Raw genomic sequence first — 16,826 nt, forward strand, 5'->3', positions numbered from 1 at the left:
AAACTAATTTTATATGAAACTATTTGTTTATTTTATGAAATAAACCTAAGTCATTAAAAACTTTGCCAAACCGCGCCAATGCCACTTAAACCACAAAGGGTTAAAGCACCGATACGGATCTGCTCTTTTGGTAAGCTTGCTGTCGTTAATAGGGCCAACTTGTAACCCAGCCAAGCTGCCGGAATTAAAGGTAACGTGATTTTTAGGTGATACAGGGTGAAGAAACCAGCTGGGATCTGGATGAGAAGTGATATCAGCGAGCTAAAAACAAAAAACGCTGAAAGATTACCGCGTAACTGATTCGCTTCTTGGTGCTGAAGCAACAATGCCATTGGCGGCCCACCGATACCTGAACTTGTACCAAATAGGCCAGAAAAGAAACCCGCTATCGTCATACGCATGGGAGTGGGTTCGATGCGAAATGGCAGCAAACTTACCGCCACAGCAAACAATACCAGTATGCCGATCCACAAGGCCAATACATTGGTGCTGACCAATACCAATAAAGCCCCGCCTGCAATCGAGCCTGGCACTCGACCGATCAACGCCATTTTTAGGCCGCCAATCTCAACACTGCTTTTGTGCTTGAACGCATTGAGAATGGAGATAAACAGTGCCACTAGACAGATAGGCGCTGGTACATATTCTGGAGCAACCATAATCAACAAGGGTGCCGAAACAATGGCTAAACCAAAGCCAATTGCTGTTTGCACAAACGAGCCAAGAAAAATCAAAAAAACCGCTAACAATACAGATGTTTCTGGCATCTTGGTCTCTTCCTCTACCACTCAATACAACGGAAAAATAGTTCGCTCGCACTAATGTACCTGTATCGTGTTCGGTTCTCAATCACTGATAACCGTTAAACGAGTGCGCTCTGTTTTACCCCAACAAAAACCTCGCCCGTACGCAGTTCATAAAGGCTAAATGCACCCTGATAATCGTCGTTGGAGGCCGTATCAATAAAGAGACTGTTGGCCACTATTTTCACCCCGTCACTGCGAGTGTGCCCGTGTAGTGTTAAATCAACATTGGCAATCGCTTGTGGCTCTTCTTCCACAATACGCGTTCTTCCCCAAATCCAGCGAGGGTTGTCCCACATATCTCCTTGCCAATCGATCATTTCGTTCCAATCTAGCGAGTGGGGCTGAGCATGTGAAATGCCAAAGCGGCGGCCATCTTCCAAATCCACCGTAATCACGCTCGGCAATTGGGCTACCGCATCCCGCAGCCTCTGTTTTTCAGCACCGGTTAGATTTTGCGACCATTCACAGCCATTTCGATGCCATATTTTAATGAAGTACGCTTCCTTCTCTGAACGCTCCAGTTTGTTTTGTGCATCCAACGCGTTGACCATCATCCATTCATGGTTTCCCATCACCGCTTCAAACCAATCATGCGTTTGATAGTAATCCAAAACGCCAACCGAGTCGGGGCCGCGATCAATCAGATCACCGACGGAGATCAGCAGATCGCGTTCACCGTGAAAATCCACGCGTTTGAGTGTGTCCTGTAACAAGGCCAATTTGCCGTGGATATCACCAATCACAAAAATCCGTTGATATCGGCTTCCATCGATAAACCGATGCTTAAATTCCATCCTCAAATCCTTTTGATGCATTCATCCGCTAGCGTAAAAATGGCAGTGTAACGGAATCTCCATCGTCACACCTTAAGCAAGAAGAGGCATAACAAACAGGCCGCTTTCCATCAAAAATGATGTATTTTTCACCACTTCGAACACAACACCTACATCCAGAAAATAACAAAAATTCAGAATAATAAACCACAGATAAAAACCAAATTAGCTCACATAACCAATTTGATGAAAAAGTGACGGCGAGATAATTTACATAATGTGACAAATCGCAGCACATATCGCTACAACATCGATGTGATATATATCTCTAAAGTCGATAACATTTGCAAAATTATAATTCTTATACATGCGAGTATTAAGTGAAAGAATCTCGAGAAACGTTAAATTTTAGTGACACGCTGCCTACTAAAACTTGGACAAAACACGACACTCATTGGGTATTGAGTTTATTCGGCACCGCCGTGGGGGCTGGCATTCTCTTTCTGCCTATCAACCTAGGAATCGGCGGATTTTGGCCCTTGGTGCTGTTAGCGCTTTTGGCGTTTCCCATGACATTTTGGGGCCATCGTGCACTTGCGCGATTTGTGCTCTCGTCAAAACAAGCCGATGCGGACTTTACCGATGTTGTCGAGGAACACTTTGGAGCGAAAGCAGGTCGTCTGATTTCCTTGCTCTATTTCTTGTCGATATTCCCCATTCTGCTCATTTATGGCGTGGGCATCACCAACACGGTTGACAGCTTTATGGTCAATCAAGCGGGAATGGAATCATTGCCTCGAGTGCTGCTGTCTGGTGTATTGGTTTTCAGCCTAATTGCCATCATGCTCGGCGGTGAGAAGCTCATGCTGCGTGCATTTGCAGCCATGGTTTACCCACTCGCCACCATACTGGCGTTTTTGTCGCTTTATCTCATCCCGAGTTGGCAACTGCCTTCCTTGGCACTACCTTCTGCCGGCGATTTTCTACAAACCGTCTGGTTAGCCGTGCCTGTGGTGATCTTCTCGTTTAGCCATGCCGCTGCCATTTCCAGCTTCGTTGGCGTGCAAAAACGCCATTACGGTGAGCAGGCGAATGGTAAATCAGAACAGATTCTTCAGCGTACCAGCATCATGCTGATTGCTTTTGTACTGCTGTTTGTTTTCTCCTGCGTACTCTCTTTAAGCCCAGAGCAATTGGCGCAAGCAAAAGCACAAAATGTGTCGGTACTTTCCTATTTAGCCAATGCAACAGAGAACCCATTTATTGCGACTTTTGGCCCTCTGGTTGCATTTATCGCCATTACGTCGTCATTCCTTGGCCATTTTTTAGGAGCACGAGAAAGCCTAAACGGATTGCTAACCAAGCACACGTCAATGCCAATTCAACGCGCCGATAAAATGACCATCGTCAGCTTGTTTATCTCAATTTGGATTGCTGCAGTGATCAACCCGAGCATTCTCGGCATGATGGAAACCTTATCTGGCCCAGTCATCGCTATGATCCTGTTTATCATGCCGGTTTACGCTATTTACCAAGTTGATTCATTAAGAATCTATCGTGGTAAAGCCACGACTGTGTTTGTTTTGCTGACAGGGCTACTGGCCGTTTCTGCGTTGCTGTTTGCGATTATCTAACCGAAAATGAACAAGGGCTCCCACGGAGCCCTTGTTCATTCTGTTCACAGCAACTTTGCGCGTTCAAATTAGAAATAGAAAACTTGCAACAATACCGAGAGATAAAATGCAAGTTCGGCCAATTACGCCAAGATGGGTTGGTTGAATCATTTCTTGATGCTGCATATCCACTCTCCTCATATTATTGTTTTTTCAGTTTGTGTTGACAGTATTATTATTTCCCGCCCGGAACACAACGCATAACAAAATTAAATTTTTATGACAATTGAGTGAAATTTTCAAAACACGCCAACATCGCGATAGTATTCACGCCAACAGAGATAACGAAACTCTGAATCGGCTCCCACTTTAGGGTTCGAATCTCCTCTAAGCTCTTACAAACAAACCATAAAGTGAGGAGACACGAGGTGAATAATCAACGTCACGGCATCACGTTTGGCATTGAGCGTATTGGCTCACAAACCATATTGGTTTTTAAAGCAACGGGCACACTCACCCATCAAGATTATCAAGCGATCGCTCCGGTACTGGAAGCAGCCCTTGCGGGCATCAATCGACAACAGATGAATATGCTCGCAGACATTAGTGAGTTTTCAGGCTGGGAGCCTAGAGCTGCCTGGGATGACTTCCAACTGGGTCTAAAAATCGGCTTCAGCGTCAATAAAGTTGCTGTTTATGGTGACAAAAATTGGCAAGAACTCGCAGCCAAAGTAGGTAGCTGGTTTATTTCTGGCGAGATGAAATCGTTTAGTGATTATGACTCGGCAATCACATGGCTGGCGGATTAACGGATCAGACTCAAGCCAAATTACCCTATTGCTATTAAAGTGAACGACCAAGCGAAGCGTCCTAGTCCGCTTCGCGTTCGTTTCAGTGACCTTGAGCAATGTCGTTGGGAAATGTACTTAGGAAAATCAGATCACGCGACTTGATTCGCCGCCGCTCGGCGCAGCATATGAATATGAGTTGGAAAATGCTGCAAGAGATAACGTTGCTCTGCTGCCATATGCTTGAAACTCGGGCCTTTAGAGAGCTTTAACACCACTTCATCTTGATCGAAACGTAAAATACGCCCTTCGATAGCCAACACACAATTGAGCAGCTGCAACGTTCCCCGAATCATCAGACCTTGATGAAACTGATGGATGCTAGAGAGTGTAACCCGTAAGCCCCCTTCGGAAACTTCATTCACGTGGTACACATCACCGTTGATACGGACACGTGGTAGTGCCTTCACAGGATATTTTAAGCGGTAATACTTTCGCTTTTGATCGTCATGATTTTGCATCGTCATTGCCTCCCTGTATCGCTTCTGCCTATCAAAGCGCCTTTTCTTTCCTAAAAACATTCTCAATTTGAGAATTTATCAAGGCAAGGCGCCGTTTTTAATGGCAGATAACGCTCACAAGTGTATTGAAGCAAGAGTCATACCACAGAGGGATAGGAAATATAAAAAAGCCAACTCGAACAACAAGTTGGCTTTATCAAAGTCTGGAGAATTATTGACCGGTCACGTGACTAAGCATTTCAGTGCCTTTTGACCAGTTGACGATCATCGCCTCACTGACGTCGCTCTCAGTCATATGTGCGATATGGAACTCGAATAATCTCAGCTCATCAGATGGCTGCACATAAACGCGATTAAAGCGGATTGCTTGTGCAATACCATCGGCTTGTTGCGAAGATGAAACCTTAAGATGACGCTTAAACAAGTCGTGTCTCAATTGAACTTGTGTCGCAAACTCATCCGCCGTCACATTGCCATTTTTTGCCCCTTCCAGCACCTTGGCAACGATGATTTTTGCACTGTCTAGCTCTTCCTCGTTGCTTAGGGCCACTGTAATAGTGCTGACCAATTGCTGTCGAGACCAACTCTCTTCCATCTCAACCGCCACGAGACCGATGTTGGCTTCTAACAGTTGTTTTTCCAATCGCGCCATCAAAACATCATCAGCTAACTGACTTGCTGTCAGCTCTTTACGACGCATTTTGCTGTCTTCTTGGTCATCAGTCAGGCGCGTTTTCAAATAGATGTTGGCGGCCACTGGCTGAGCTGACGTCTCAGTATCCATTGGTTGCTCAAGACTTGAAGTTGGCTTTTCAGCAAACAAACGACCCGGAATCGAGTTGCCGATCTTGGCGCCACCAAAAACGATGTCAATTTGATCGATCGCATCACGAACCTGAACATCCCCCACCAAAATCACCGTCAGCTTACTTTGAGGAGCGGCGGGAACTTTGTCGTTCACCAATACTTTGCCACGCAGTTCAACAAGGGCCTCTTTGAGAGAACGCGAGTTCAGGTCTGCTTCGTTGGCCACAAGCCAAGTCTGATTGGATGCCGTTTGCAACTCGAAGCGAAGTGACACCGTCTTTTGGCTATAGCGTGATGGCATAACAACATAACGAATGCCGTTTTCGAGCGCACCTATTTTCATTTGTCGTGGCAAGCTCAAATCCGTGGTTGGCATCCAATCTTGATCGGGTGTTAATACCGTTGTTTCAGGGGCGGCTACCAATGGAAAGCTCATCGCAGCAAGAAGTAATCCCCCCAAAGCGTTTCGCTTCAAAGAGGAAATAAAAGAGTTTGATATAGAAAACAAAACGTGAAACCTCAATCAGTCCAAATACACAATACAAGCCAACTTGTTATTTCGGTTGATTAAGACGTCTAAAAATGACTTCCTTGTTTATACTCTACGACAGCACGCAATCCAGTGACAAAACCACAAGCAGAGCAAACAGATTTATGGGACATCTTAGAAAAATTTGCTGAGATTATAATTCATTTATTGATCACATCAATCACTCTCTCCTACTCGTCTCATAAATAACACATTTAACAATATATCCATTTCATTATTCAGATAAATTATTATCAATTTCGTGATGTGGTTTGATGGCAGCCCTTTTCCTGCCTACACTTATCTTTAGTGACAAACTCATAAATAGCAAGTTCTCACACGGTCATGAAATGAGCAGTTTTGCAATCCTATGATGAGAACAAAATGGACTTCACTTTGGAGGCGTTCATGACTTTCAAAACCACCATCATCGCAACTTGCCTGCTCGCAGCCGCTCCTTCAAGCATGGCAGAAAATGGTCCCAACGCTCATCCAAGTCCTAGCTTGAAAGGTCTTCAAGCGAAAAACTTTGTCCTTCCAGACAACGCCACCTTGGTGAAACGCTTTGCGCTTGGTCATTCCGGAATGGAAACACAGCGCTTTCAGCAGCACTTTCAAAATGCCATTGTATTTGGCGGAGAAATCAGTCTCATCACGGCGGCCAGTGGCGATGTCGTCACGGTGATTGGTCGTCGCTATGACCATTTACTCTCAAGTAATTCCGTCAAACTGAAAGCCGAAGCGGCCAAAGGCATCGTGATGATGAAAATTGGTGGCCATGGACGGTGGACGACCAACCTGTTTATTAACCCATCCAATGGACTGTTCTTTTATATCGTAGAAAATCAACGTGCTGACAGCCGTTGGCACTATTGGATTGATGCCGAAACCGGCGAAGTGCTCAATGCTTATGATGGATTAACCACCGGCAGCGGAACCGGTGTTCATGGGGATAGCAAAGATCTGTCCGGGCTGACCACATTTAATCGCGGCAATTTCGAAATGGTCTCTGCAAATGGTCGCCTTTCTACCTATGATGCCGGTGGCCGCAGTCGACTACCCGGAGCTCTAGCCACAGATAGTGACGATCAATGGGTGGAACCTGGCCGCACTTCCCCTGGCCAAGCGGCGATGGTCGATGCGCATTTCTTTGCCAATGTGACTGACAGTTACTTTTTGAGCGTGCTGCAATTCAACTGGTTGAGTCACTATTCGCAGGGGATGGTGTCAACCGCCCATGTTAAACGCAACTATAACAACGCCTATTGGAATGGCTATCAAATGGCTTACGGAGATGGGGATGGCATCACCTTCATTAATTTATCCGGCGATTTAGATGTGGTGGGACACGAACTTTCGCACGGCTTGACCGACGCAACCAGCGATCTGATTTACCAAAATGAATCTGGCGCACTCAATGAAGCATTTTCCGACATCATGGGCACCAACATTGAGTTTTACTATGGCAGTGGCAACTGGACCATCGGCGAAGACATCACGCCAAATTCAAACGGCATCCGTAATATGGCTGATCCGGGAGAAGATGGCGATCCCTCTCACTACAATGAACGATACACAGGCACTGGTGACAATGGTGGTGTGCACATCAACAGTGGCATCATCAACCACTGGTATTACTTATTAGTCAATGGCGGGCAAAATGCTGATGGACAGTTTGCCTCAGGTAGCGATGTGGCGGGTATCGGTTTGGATGCCGCAACGCAAATCGTATATAACGGTTTTACTTCCCTGCCACCCAATGCGGATTTCTGTTTAGCGCGCGCCGCCACAGATGCCGTTGCTGGTACCTACTCCGCCAACGTCCTTGACGCTTGGGATGAAGTGGGCGTGACCGAAACGCTCTGTAGTGGTAGCGGTGGTGGTTCAGGTGGTACTGGCGGTGATATCGCGATATCCAATGTAAGTAGTCGCACCATCAAAGGAGTGAAATTCCAAATCAGCTGGGATACGGATGTCGCCTCATCGACGGAAGTGACCTTTTCTTGCTGCGGCACGTATGTAAAAAACGAGCAAGTGACGTCACACTCGTATAATTTCAACGGTTCTAAAGGGGTGACTTATGAGTATTACGTCACCTCGAAAGTCTATGATTCTGCTGGCAATGTGGCCTCTAGCGCCACAGCGGGTCCTTTTGTTCACCAAAACTAGCAGAGTCATATTGTCGACCTTCCATAATGTCCTAGGCCCAGTGAATGCTGGGCCTCTGTTTGGCTAGAGGATCCAAAACGTCGCGCCGCCAATCGCGACGCTGGTGAGCATCACCGGCGCCACACGTTTCCACAACTTGCGATCACCAATCGCTACCACCATGCCCATTTTGACTAACGTATTGACGGAAGCGGCGATAAACACCCCCAACGCCGCGGTGCTGACACTTAAGCCCTGCGTGCTTTGTCGCCCCAAAGCAAGCGAGATGGCATCCACATCGGTAATGCCCGAGAGCGCGGCAAGGATGAGTGTACCAGCGCTACCAAACCACTCAGATAACGCGTGAGAAAGCAGCATAATCACCGCCAAAATCACGCCAAAGAACAACGCCGATTGAAGAGCAAGAGGGTTAGTTTGTTTGCCTGCTTGCTCGTTAAACTCCACATCGCTATAGCGCCAGATCCACCAAGCAGGAAGATACAAGGCTGCCATCATCAATAGCACGATCGGCCACAACTGTGTCACCAAGGCCGGGTTTAGCACCGAAAGCACCACCAGTAAACGTGGAAACATGGTGCCACAGCTGAGCAGTATGCCACTGGCAAGCAAAGGGCTAATCGTTGGTTGTTCTCGAGAAAGATTGGAAAATTGCAGTGTCAGTGCTGTTGACGAACTCAGTCCGGCAAAAACGGAGGTAAATAACACTCCACGTTTGGCGCCGCCGATTTTGATCGCAAAGTACCCCACAAAGGAAATGCTGGCGATCAGCACCACCATCCACCAAATCTCATACGGATTCAAGGCATTCCAAGGGCCATAGGTTTGGTTCGGCAACAAAGGCAGTAACACCACAGAGATCATCATCAACCGTAAAGCGGCGTCCAGTTCATATTCTTGCAGACGCTGCAATCCTTGATGAAGCTCCTTTTTGTTATCTAATACAACGGCAGTGATCACCGCTGCCGATGCCGCCAATACGGCCTCGCCCACTACGGCTAAGCTGCCAATCACAAACGTCACCAGCAAACTGACAACGCCAGTAATGCTGATATCTTGGCTGTTTTTTTGCTGAATAATGAAGGCAATAGAAGCCAGAGCCACCAAGGCGAGCAAAGCAAAACCAAGTACGAAAGGCGATGTGTGACTGGCGAGCAATGCCGTTAACCCGCCCAGTAAACCGACTAAGGAGAAGGTGCGAATCCCCGCCACACGGCTGCCTTCAGCGCTGTTTCGCATCACCCAGCCACGCTGTGTGCCAATGATCGCCCCAAGCAGCAACGCAATAATGACATTCCACACGGGGTGTTGACCGCTAACCAGTTGATTGAAATCCATAAAAAGACTCCTGTGGCGAAGGGTTAAGGTTAGTTTAGCGTGTTGTGTGACAGGTTCTGTGAAGTGGCGTCAGTTGCATAAAGAATTGTGCAAAAATCGCCTAAAAAAAACGCTACTCAACCGAGTAGCGTTTGTTCGTCACGTTAAATTTGCTCCACTTTTATGCGAAACAACATGGCATAGAAAAGCGGGATCACCACCAGTGTTAACAAGGTCGCAAACAGCAGACCAAACATGATGGTGACCGCCATACTTTTAAAGAAGGGATCAACCAACAGTGGTGCAACACCTAATATCGTGGTCAGTGCGCCAAGAAGCACAGGTCGAGCACGACTCATCGCCGCATCGATGATGGCTTGGAACGGCCACTTGCCTTGTCGAATTTCCACATCAGCTTGATCCACCAAAACGATGGCGTTTTTCACCATCATGCCGATCAAGCTAAGAAAGCCGAGAATCGCCATGAATTCGAAGGGCGTTTGGAAGACAATCAGGCCAACCGTGACACCAATGACCGCCAAAGGCGCCGTTAGCCAGATCACCAGCGGCTGTCTTAACGCGTTAAACATGAAAATGACCGACAAAATCATCGCGGAAAACCCGTAAGGTGCCGATATCACCAAACCTTCATTGGCGTCATTCGAGGCTTTGTACTCACCATACCAAGTCAGCTCGTAGCCCGCCGGCAAAGGAATGGCCTCGATTTTACTGCGTATTTGATTAAACGCATCTGCGGTGAGAACACCTGGTGCAGGGTCTGCTTGAACCAAAATCGTCGGTACCCGATCAATGCGACGTAAGATGGCGTCTTGCCAAACCACATCCACCGATTCAATCAGTTGACTTACTGGCACAGACTGCCCAACTGCATGGCTATAAACCAAGGTGTTTTCGATCGCCCTAGCGTGCTGGCGCTCTTCTTTGGGCGCTCGCAGCACAATCGGGATTAAGTCATCACCTTCACGATAAACACCAACATTTTTGCCTGACAGCGTCTGACTGATCGCTTGGTTGATCTCTTGATTGGTCAGGCCATAACGTTGCGCTTTTTCTGAAGAGTAGACCGGTTTCACCACCGGCATTTGCTGACGCCAGTCGTCTTGCACCGCAATCAAATTGTCATCCGCCATCATCAGCGCTTTGGCCTGTTCAGCTAAACCACGTAACACGGCACTGTCTGGGCCTTGGAAGCCCGCTTCTATCTTCTTACCACCACCGCGGCCCAGCATGAATTTCCACACTTTAATCGATGCATCTGGGTATTTGGCATCCAGTTCATTTTGCAGTTCAGGCAGCAACGCAGCGATTTTCTGATAGTCATCAATATCAATCAACAATTGGCCGTAACTGGTGTTTCGTGCCTCTGGTGAGTAAGTCAACATAAAGCGCAAACCACCGCCACCAATAAAGCTGGTGATGTTGGTCACCCCTTGCTTACTTTTCACCTCATTTTCAATCTGCGCGACCACTTGCTCAGTGCGACGAATATCCGACCCTTGTGGTAGGTAGACGTCGACCACAAATTGCGCACGCTGTGAGTCCGGCATGAAACCCGGAGGAATAAACTTCGCCCCCCACACGGAGGCCAACAGCATCGCCAAAATGGCCACAACGCTGATAAGGCGATGACGCAATACCCAGCTAAGCAAGCCGCGATAACTTCGCATCATAACGCCAACGGAGTTATCTCCCTGATTCGGTTTTACTTTTAGAAAATCGTGACACAACATTGGTGTGATGGTCACAGCAAACACCCAGCTTAACAGCATGGAATAGAGGATCACCCAGAACAGCGAACCAGCGTACTCGCCCATGTCCGATGGCGATAAACCAATAGCACTGAAGGCACAAATACCCACCACTGTGCCACCGAGCAGCGGCCATTTGGTCGCCTCGACGACCTCATTGACAATGGTCAACTTGTCACAGTCTGGCTCTTGTTGCATGCGCACCAAAATGCCATCGGTCACCACAATGGCGTTGTCCACCAGCATCCCTAACGCAATGATCAACGCGCCGAGCGAAATACGCTGCATGGCAATGTCATCGATTAGCATGATGCACAGCGTTCCCGCCACCGTCAGCAACAGCACAAAGCCGATGATGATGCCCGATCTCACCCCCATAAACAGCAGCAGCACAACAAACACAATCGCTACCGCTGCGATCAAGTTGTCGATAAAGTTCGCAACCGACGCTCTCACCGAGTCCGACTGCATCGAAATAACATGCAGCTCCATACCAAGCGGACGTTGGTTTTCCAACTCAGCCAATCGCGCTTTAACGGCATCCCCCATCTCAACTACGTTGCCGCCCATCACGTTGGAAATACCAAAACCAACGGCGCGTTGTCCGTTGTAACGCATCAGCATCGTCGCTGGTTCTTGGTACCCACGAACAACGTTAGCAATATCGCCCAAACGGACCACTTTGTTGTCGGCCCCAAGGCCAACTTGCAGATTGCGGATGTCTTGCAGTGAACGAACCGAGCTATCGGGGATCACCGGTAACCGCATCGCCTCGGTTTCAATGCTGCCAGCAACGGTAATCAGGTTTTGCTTCTGCAACACTTGCGTCACTTTCTCCAGCGACATACCAAGCTGTTTTAATCGCTCTGAAGAGATCTCCACAAAAATGGTCTCTTGCTGCTCCGCTAACGTCGCCGTTTTGGCCACCCCAGGCACCAACACCAAATCTCGGCGCAGTGTATCCACGTAGTCTTGCAGTTGCTTGTCACTAAAGCCTTCTCCGGTCACCGCAAAGAACAGTGCATACACATCAGAAAAATCATCGTTAACGATGGAAGGGCCAGCCCCCGGCGGCAACTGCCTTTGCACATCGCTGATCTTGCGTCTTAACTTGTCCCAAACTTGCTGCAGTTCGGCAGAGCTTTGAGCGAACTCCAGTTTGATCTCCACCGTCACTTCCGACATGCCCTGTTTGGAAACCGATTTGACCTCTTTCAACTCTTGCAGAGATTGAACCGCCCCTTCGATAAGATCCGTCACTTCGTCTGACACTTCTTGTGCGGTGGCACCATAATAGGGGGTGTTAATCACCGCTTGGCGGATGACAAATTCTGGGTCTTCAAATCGGCCAAGTTTTAGATAGCTGATGTACCCGCCGAGTAAGGTCAGCGCAATCAATACCCAAACACTGGTACGCTTTGCAATGGTATAGCCAGCAAGGTTCATTACTGAGCTCCTTGGGTCGATTCTGTGTAAGGGCGAACCGCCATGCCCTCTGTGAGCGAGCCTGTTCCTGCAATCACCACGTTTTCGCCCAAGGCAAGATTGTCATCAATCGCGATGCGATTTTGGCGAAGCTCACCTACTTTGACTTCGCGTTTTGCGACGCGATTATCTCCGTTGACCACCCACACATATTGGCCACCTTGGTTATCTGAGATCACCGCCGTTAAAGGCAGCGTGATGCGTTGAGCTTCCGTTTGTTGGCGCTCAGCCGTGTCCGGCACGACTTTCACCGTCATTCCCGGAAGCACGCGATAACCATTCACATCGGTGAACGCCAGCGTCACGGCGTAAGTTTGCGTTGCCGCGTCCGCCTGGGTGGAATAATGCTTCAAGGTCAAAGGGAAACGATGCTCTGGGATCACCGCGATTTCAGCAAACGCACGCGTGTTGTGCTGACTGGTCAACATCACGGTATCGGGGATGTTCACCAACACTTCTAACTGCTGCAGGTTGTGCAAAGTTACAATCGGCTGGTTCGCCTGAACCTGGGTATGGTTGTCGACTTGCGTCAGCCCAACAACCCCAGCAAAAGGAGAATAGAGACTGGTGTATTCAAGTTGGCGTTGCGCTTCTTCCACTCGATTTTTCGACAAATTCAACCGTGTCGCGAGTGCATCCAAATCGCTTTTGGTGATCGCTCGGCTTTTTTCAAAAATGGCTTTTGCGCGCGCGTATTCCGCCTGCACGTTATCGAGCTCTGATTGAGCTGAAGCTAACGCCGTCTTGGCATCACGCGCATCTAATTGGGCGAGTAGCTGACCTTTTTTCACTGTATCACCATCGTTCACAAGCAATTGTGTCAATCGCCCAGAAACGCGAAACGACAGCTCTGCTCTTTCCGCCGCTTGCACTACCCCGTTAAAACTCAGCGCGTTATCCTGCTCGGTAGAGACACGCTCCACCAATGCAGGGCGAACCACTGGCGCTGCCACATGCTGAGCAACAGGCTCACTGCATCCCACCACCAGCAAACAGGCCGCCACAGCACTTATGTAGCGTACGCTAAGGCATCGCCTTCTAAACTGACGACCAAATCGACTTCCAATTAGAGGATCAACCAACGACATTTTCCACCTTCAAAAAGAAAAAAAGTAAACTTTGGAGTTTATTTTATTGCAAATCACAAAAAGGTAAACTCAAAAGTTTACTGAAAGGTGATATTTGTCCGTTATTTGAGATCCTAAATGCGTTATTTCTGTTTCTCCGAATACAAAAAAAGCCGCAAAAGCGGCTTTTTTTGAACATTTCGCTGAGTGGCTACCTGTTTTTTTCATCCACGGATGCGGCCGCCCCTTCTTCCTTGGCGAGCAATATTTGACACAACCACACGCCACAAGCTGAAATAAAATACCCTGTATTGGAATAGCAGAGAGAACGTGAAGAGAGTGACGCTTGACTTAACAAAGCATCAAACTGATGCACACTCGCGGTGATAATCTCTTGCTCGTGCTGATCTCGCCCTTTAGGAACTGGCTGCGTTTTTACCTCATCAAATAGCGATTTCACCAATTCGATTTTCTTCTGCATTGGCGTTTTTCTCAGGCTTATTTGCTCAAATAAATCGGCATACCTCATTTCGATAACACCCTGCGGTTTCACTTGATCGAGCGAAGTCATTAAAGAGCGAACACTTTGCTTCAACGCAATGGGCAAACGTAAATCGTAAGCAAACGGACGTAACCAAAGCCAGGCTTGCATAGCCACCAGCAGCACAAACAGAACCAGCAAGATGATCAACATGGTTTCGATAGCAAAGTTATTCATGACTCACTCCGTTTGATTAACATCACTTCGGTTAACAACTCTTTTGGCTCCACGCCCATTTTCCCATTGAGGTATTTCTCTATGCCTAACGGCTTATGGCGTGTTTTGATTTTTTTCGCCCTGGTTAATGACGAAGCAAACGACCAGGCATTACCGAGAAACTGGTACTCGCCTTGGTGTTCAACCACGTAAACGGGCATGGAAGGCAAAGTCCCTGCCACGAATTTGCCTTTGGCTTCAATCGGGTAGGAAACGGGTATGCAGGTGGTGAACTCAAACAAACCCGTTTTCAGTGACATAGAATGATAGAGATTAAAAATCTCACCAGACACCGGAACTCGGTGTTCTGCTACATAGTCTTCTAAGTTATCGAAATGACGCTGCATTAAGTGGCCTACGTCATCGGTAGTGGCGCTGCCTTTTACGCCAATGTAATGCACTTGCGGCACCACCTTTTCACCGAGATCTTTCAGCTTCGAGTACACATGCCCAGTTTCAATGGCGCTTTTTAACATTCTCAAACCGCGCGCGTAATCCATACCGAGCACCGCCCCAAACATTTGACGGAAGAAAAACATGTACCAAGGCAACTTACCCTGAAATTGCCACTCAACGCGGCAACCTTGCTGCTCAGGAGAAACATTGAAATAGACTTTCGCCTCGCCTTTGAACGGTTTGAGATAGCTCAAGCGGAAAACGAGTTGATGATCATACAGGTGCGCTAACTCCATTTTTCCTGCACCAATACGCTCACCTTTCCATGCGTACTGAGCCCCAGGCTGCTGCTGGAAAGTACTAAAGGTAACCTCGCTTTTCGGCTCCAAAATTAACCATGGCGACCACTTGGCCCAAGTCCCAAAATCGCTGATATAGTCGATGACCTTTTCAGGTTTCCTATCAATATAGATACTTCGACTAACACAAGTCCCTGTCATATCAATACGCATTGCACTACCTCTCGGCTAGAGGATCATTGGCTGGTGGCTTCGTCGAGGTTTTCACCAATGTCTTTCGCGGTATCACGGAAAAAATGGCCGGTTTTCTTTGCCGCATCTTTGGTGGCATGGCCCACTTCCGTAAAGCCTTCTTTAATCTCTTTCTTCTGATGAGCACTACAACCCGCCAGTAAAGTAACCAAACATAATGCCGCAAGAGTGGGTAATTTCATTTGCATCGACGACTCCTAATATCCATTTAAGCAAATCTTTGAACTTTCGGATATTAACCAACTCCCAGGAATAAAGAAAGGGAGCAAAATGCTCCCTGAAAAGCGGTCTCTACGCCACTGCGGCGTCGCCCAACCAGTGGTAGTGGTTATTGGCTTTCTTACCGACCACGCCCGCGCTGATCAATTCGTTAAACAGCCGATCCACTTCTTCTGTACTGAGTTTAAAGTGCTTGGCAACCGCCTTCTTACTGCATGAGAGCTCGCTCCTTGCCAATGCTTGAGCTACATCGAGATAAAGTGGCGATGGCTCGGGCTGAGCTTCCTTAGTCGCGGCAATCGGATAATCTTGCTGAGCATGCAAATGCGGCAAATACCCAACCGGAGTGACGGATTCACCCTGTTCGGCTGCGTTGTCACCAAAACGGCGATACCAATGACGAAAACGTTGCTCTTCGCCAATAACCCCAACAAAGAAGGCTGCAAAGCAATCCAGCAACACCGACAAAAAGACCACAAGCCCCAATTGTGCCTGACCAGAGGGAATTGAAAATGCTGCCGCTAGGCTATCGATGAGCCCCACCACTGAGCCTTGCGCGACAGGCGGTAAGCTGTCTCGTTGCATAGCCAATTTTTGCTGCTCTTTACGCAGAGTATCGTTTTGCTGTTGGATTCGATTCACCCCTGTGGCGATCCGTTCCATCTCAATGTATTTTTGCGCAGCCAGATTGTTTAACTCAATCTGCTTTTCAATCGCTTCAATTTGGCGATTGAAAGCGGTGACTTTAGCCTGTTCCAGTGCAATGTGATTCTGCGCGGTATTGGTCGCGCTGTTAATCCCGCCGATACTGCCGCCAATAGAAATCGCGGCTAATACCAAATAAAAGACAAACGCAGTGATGGCTCCAGAATAATTGCGGTGTGCACGTCGCTCACCAAACTCGTACCAAGCGTAAAACTTTCCAGCCTCGAAAATGATGGCTAAACCGCCAAATAAGGCCTGCATCAAGGGGTTGTCATCTATCGATAAAAACAGCAGCAATGAAAAAATGGTGGACGCCAAAATGGCAGCGCCAGTAAAAGAATACACACTAATAAGTGCAAATCGCCCTTTGGGATAGCGATACCCTAGTTGTTGCTCGTAATGCATAGTGATTTATTTTTTATTTGTGAGTCAGTGACTAAGGCGGCGAGAATACATGATTCACTTCACAATTTCCGTTCAAAAACGAGACTTCTCCTGTCGTTCGGAGAATGATTAGACACATTGTTTGCATCCTCTCCAATTTGTTGAGAATACAG

At 47.8% G+C, this 16,826-nt stretch carries 14 protein-coding genes; 3 read left to right on the top strand and 11 right to left on the bottom strand.

The features are described 5' to 3' along the window. Positions 1 to 53: 53 nt before the first annotated feature. Together AOT11_RS22530 and AOT11_RS22535 are read right to left on the bottom strand one after the other, a co-directional pair. Complete coding sequence (locus tag AOT11_RS22530; RefSeq protein ID WP_026050729.1) at positions 54 to 767, bottom strand: sulfite exporter TauE/SafE family protein; 714 nt, start codon at positions 765 to 767, stop codon at positions 54 to 56. A gap of 95 nt (positions 768 to 862) precedes the next feature. Further along, positions 863 to 1,600, bottom strand: a complete 738-nt coding sequence (locus tag AOT11_RS22535) for a metallophosphoesterase (RefSeq protein ID WP_017422520.1) — start codon at positions 1,598 to 1,600, stop codon at positions 863 to 865. Between the two features lie 359 nt (positions 1,601 to 1,959). Between AOT11_RS22535 and AOT11_RS22540 the strand changes: the two genes are divergently transcribed. Both AOT11_RS22540 and AOT11_RS22545 read left to right on the top strand, forming a co-directional pair. Continuing rightward, positions 1,960 to 3,213, top strand: coding sequence for an aromatic amino acid transport family protein (locus AOT11_RS22540; RefSeq protein WP_017422519.1), 1,254 nt, complete (start codon positions 1,960 to 1,962; stop codon positions 3,211 to 3,213). A 407-nt stretch (positions 3,214 to 3,620) separates the two neighbouring features. Continuing rightward, positions 3,621 to 4,001 (top strand): SpoIIAA family protein, encoded by a 381-nt coding sequence (locus tag AOT11_RS22545; RefSeq protein WP_026050730.1) that lies wholly within the window; start codon positions 3,621 to 3,623, stop codon positions 3,999 to 4,001. A gap of 131 nt (positions 4,002 to 4,132) precedes the next feature. On the opposite strand, the gene AOT11_RS22550 is transcribed toward AOT11_RS22545, so the two are convergent. Next, a complete protein-coding gene (locus AOT11_RS22550) occupies positions 4,133 to 4,501 on the bottom strand; it encodes a PilZ domain-containing protein (RefSeq protein WP_026050731.1) in 369 nt (122 codons plus the stop codon). Positions 4,502 to 4,712: 211 nt separating this feature from the next. Further along, a complete protein-coding gene (locus AOT11_RS22555; RefSeq protein ID WP_017422516.1) occupies positions 4,713 to 5,744 on the bottom strand; it encodes a hypothetical protein in 1,032 nt (343 codons plus the stop codon). Between the two features lie 501 nt (positions 5,745 to 6,245). Here AOT11_RS22555 and AOT11_RS22560 point away from each other — a divergent pair. Next, positions 6,246 to 8,006: a M4 family metallopeptidase gene (locus AOT11_RS22560; RefSeq protein WP_026050732.1), complete on the top strand. Its 1,761-nt coding sequence runs from the start codon at positions 6,246 to 6,248 to the stop codon at positions 8,004 to 8,006. A 63-nt stretch (positions 8,007 to 8,069) separates the two neighbouring features. Here AOT11_RS22560 and AOT11_RS22565 read toward each other — a convergent pair whose 3' ends face one another. The 7 genes from AOT11_RS22565 to AOT11_RS22595 form a co-directional block, all read right to left on the bottom strand. Next, positions 8,070 to 9,341 carry an MgtC/SapB family protein gene (locus tag AOT11_RS22565; protein WP_017422515.1) on the bottom strand — a complete coding sequence of 424 codons (1,272 nt, stop codon included), beginning with the start codon at positions 9,339 to 9,341 and terminating at the stop codon, positions 8,070 to 8,072. Positions 9,342 to 9,484: 143 nt separating this feature from the next. Beyond that, the gene (locus AOT11_RS22570) at positions 9,485 to 12,535 is read right to left on the bottom strand and encodes an efflux RND transporter permease subunit (RefSeq protein WP_017422514.1); all 3,051 of its coding nucleotides are present in this window, start codon (positions 12,533 to 12,535) and stop codon (positions 9,485 to 9,487) included. Then, a complete protein-coding gene (locus AOT11_RS22575) occupies positions 12,535 to 13,662 on the bottom strand; it encodes an efflux RND transporter periplasmic adaptor subunit (RefSeq protein ID WP_017422513.1) in 1,128 nt (375 codons plus the stop codon). The genes AOT11_RS22570 and AOT11_RS22575 overlap by 1 nt, the downstream gene beginning before the upstream one ends. 190 nt (positions 13,663 to 13,852) lie before the next feature. After that, positions 13,853 to 14,359, bottom strand: coding sequence for a hypothetical protein (locus AOT11_RS22580; RefSeq protein ID WP_017422512.1), 507 nt, complete (start codon positions 14,357 to 14,359; stop codon positions 13,853 to 13,855). Continuing rightward, on the bottom strand, positions 14,356 to 15,306 hold the full coding sequence (locus AOT11_RS22585) for an SRPBCC family protein (protein WP_017422511.1): 951 nt from the start codon (positions 15,304 to 15,306) through the stop codon (positions 14,356 to 14,358). The genes AOT11_RS22580 and AOT11_RS22585 overlap by 4 nt, the downstream gene beginning before the upstream one ends. Before the next feature lie 23 nt (positions 15,307 to 15,329). After that, positions 15,330 to 15,533 (bottom strand): hypothetical protein, encoded by a 204-nt coding sequence (locus AOT11_RS22590; protein WP_011081017.1) that lies wholly within the window; start codon positions 15,531 to 15,533, stop codon positions 15,330 to 15,332. Positions 15,534 to 15,636: 103 nt separating this feature from the next. Then, entirely contained in the window at positions 15,637 to 16,674 is a 1,038-nt protein-coding gene (locus AOT11_RS22595; RefSeq protein WP_017422510.1) for a hypothetical protein, read from the bottom strand. Positions 16,675 to 16,826 lie beyond the last annotated feature (152 nt).

The sequence above is a fragment of the Vibrio vulnificus NBRC 15645 = ATCC 27562 genome, assembly GCF_002224265.1.
Lineage (GTDB): Bacteria > Pseudomonadota > Gammaproteobacteria > Enterobacterales > Vibrionaceae > Vibrio > Vibrio vulnificus.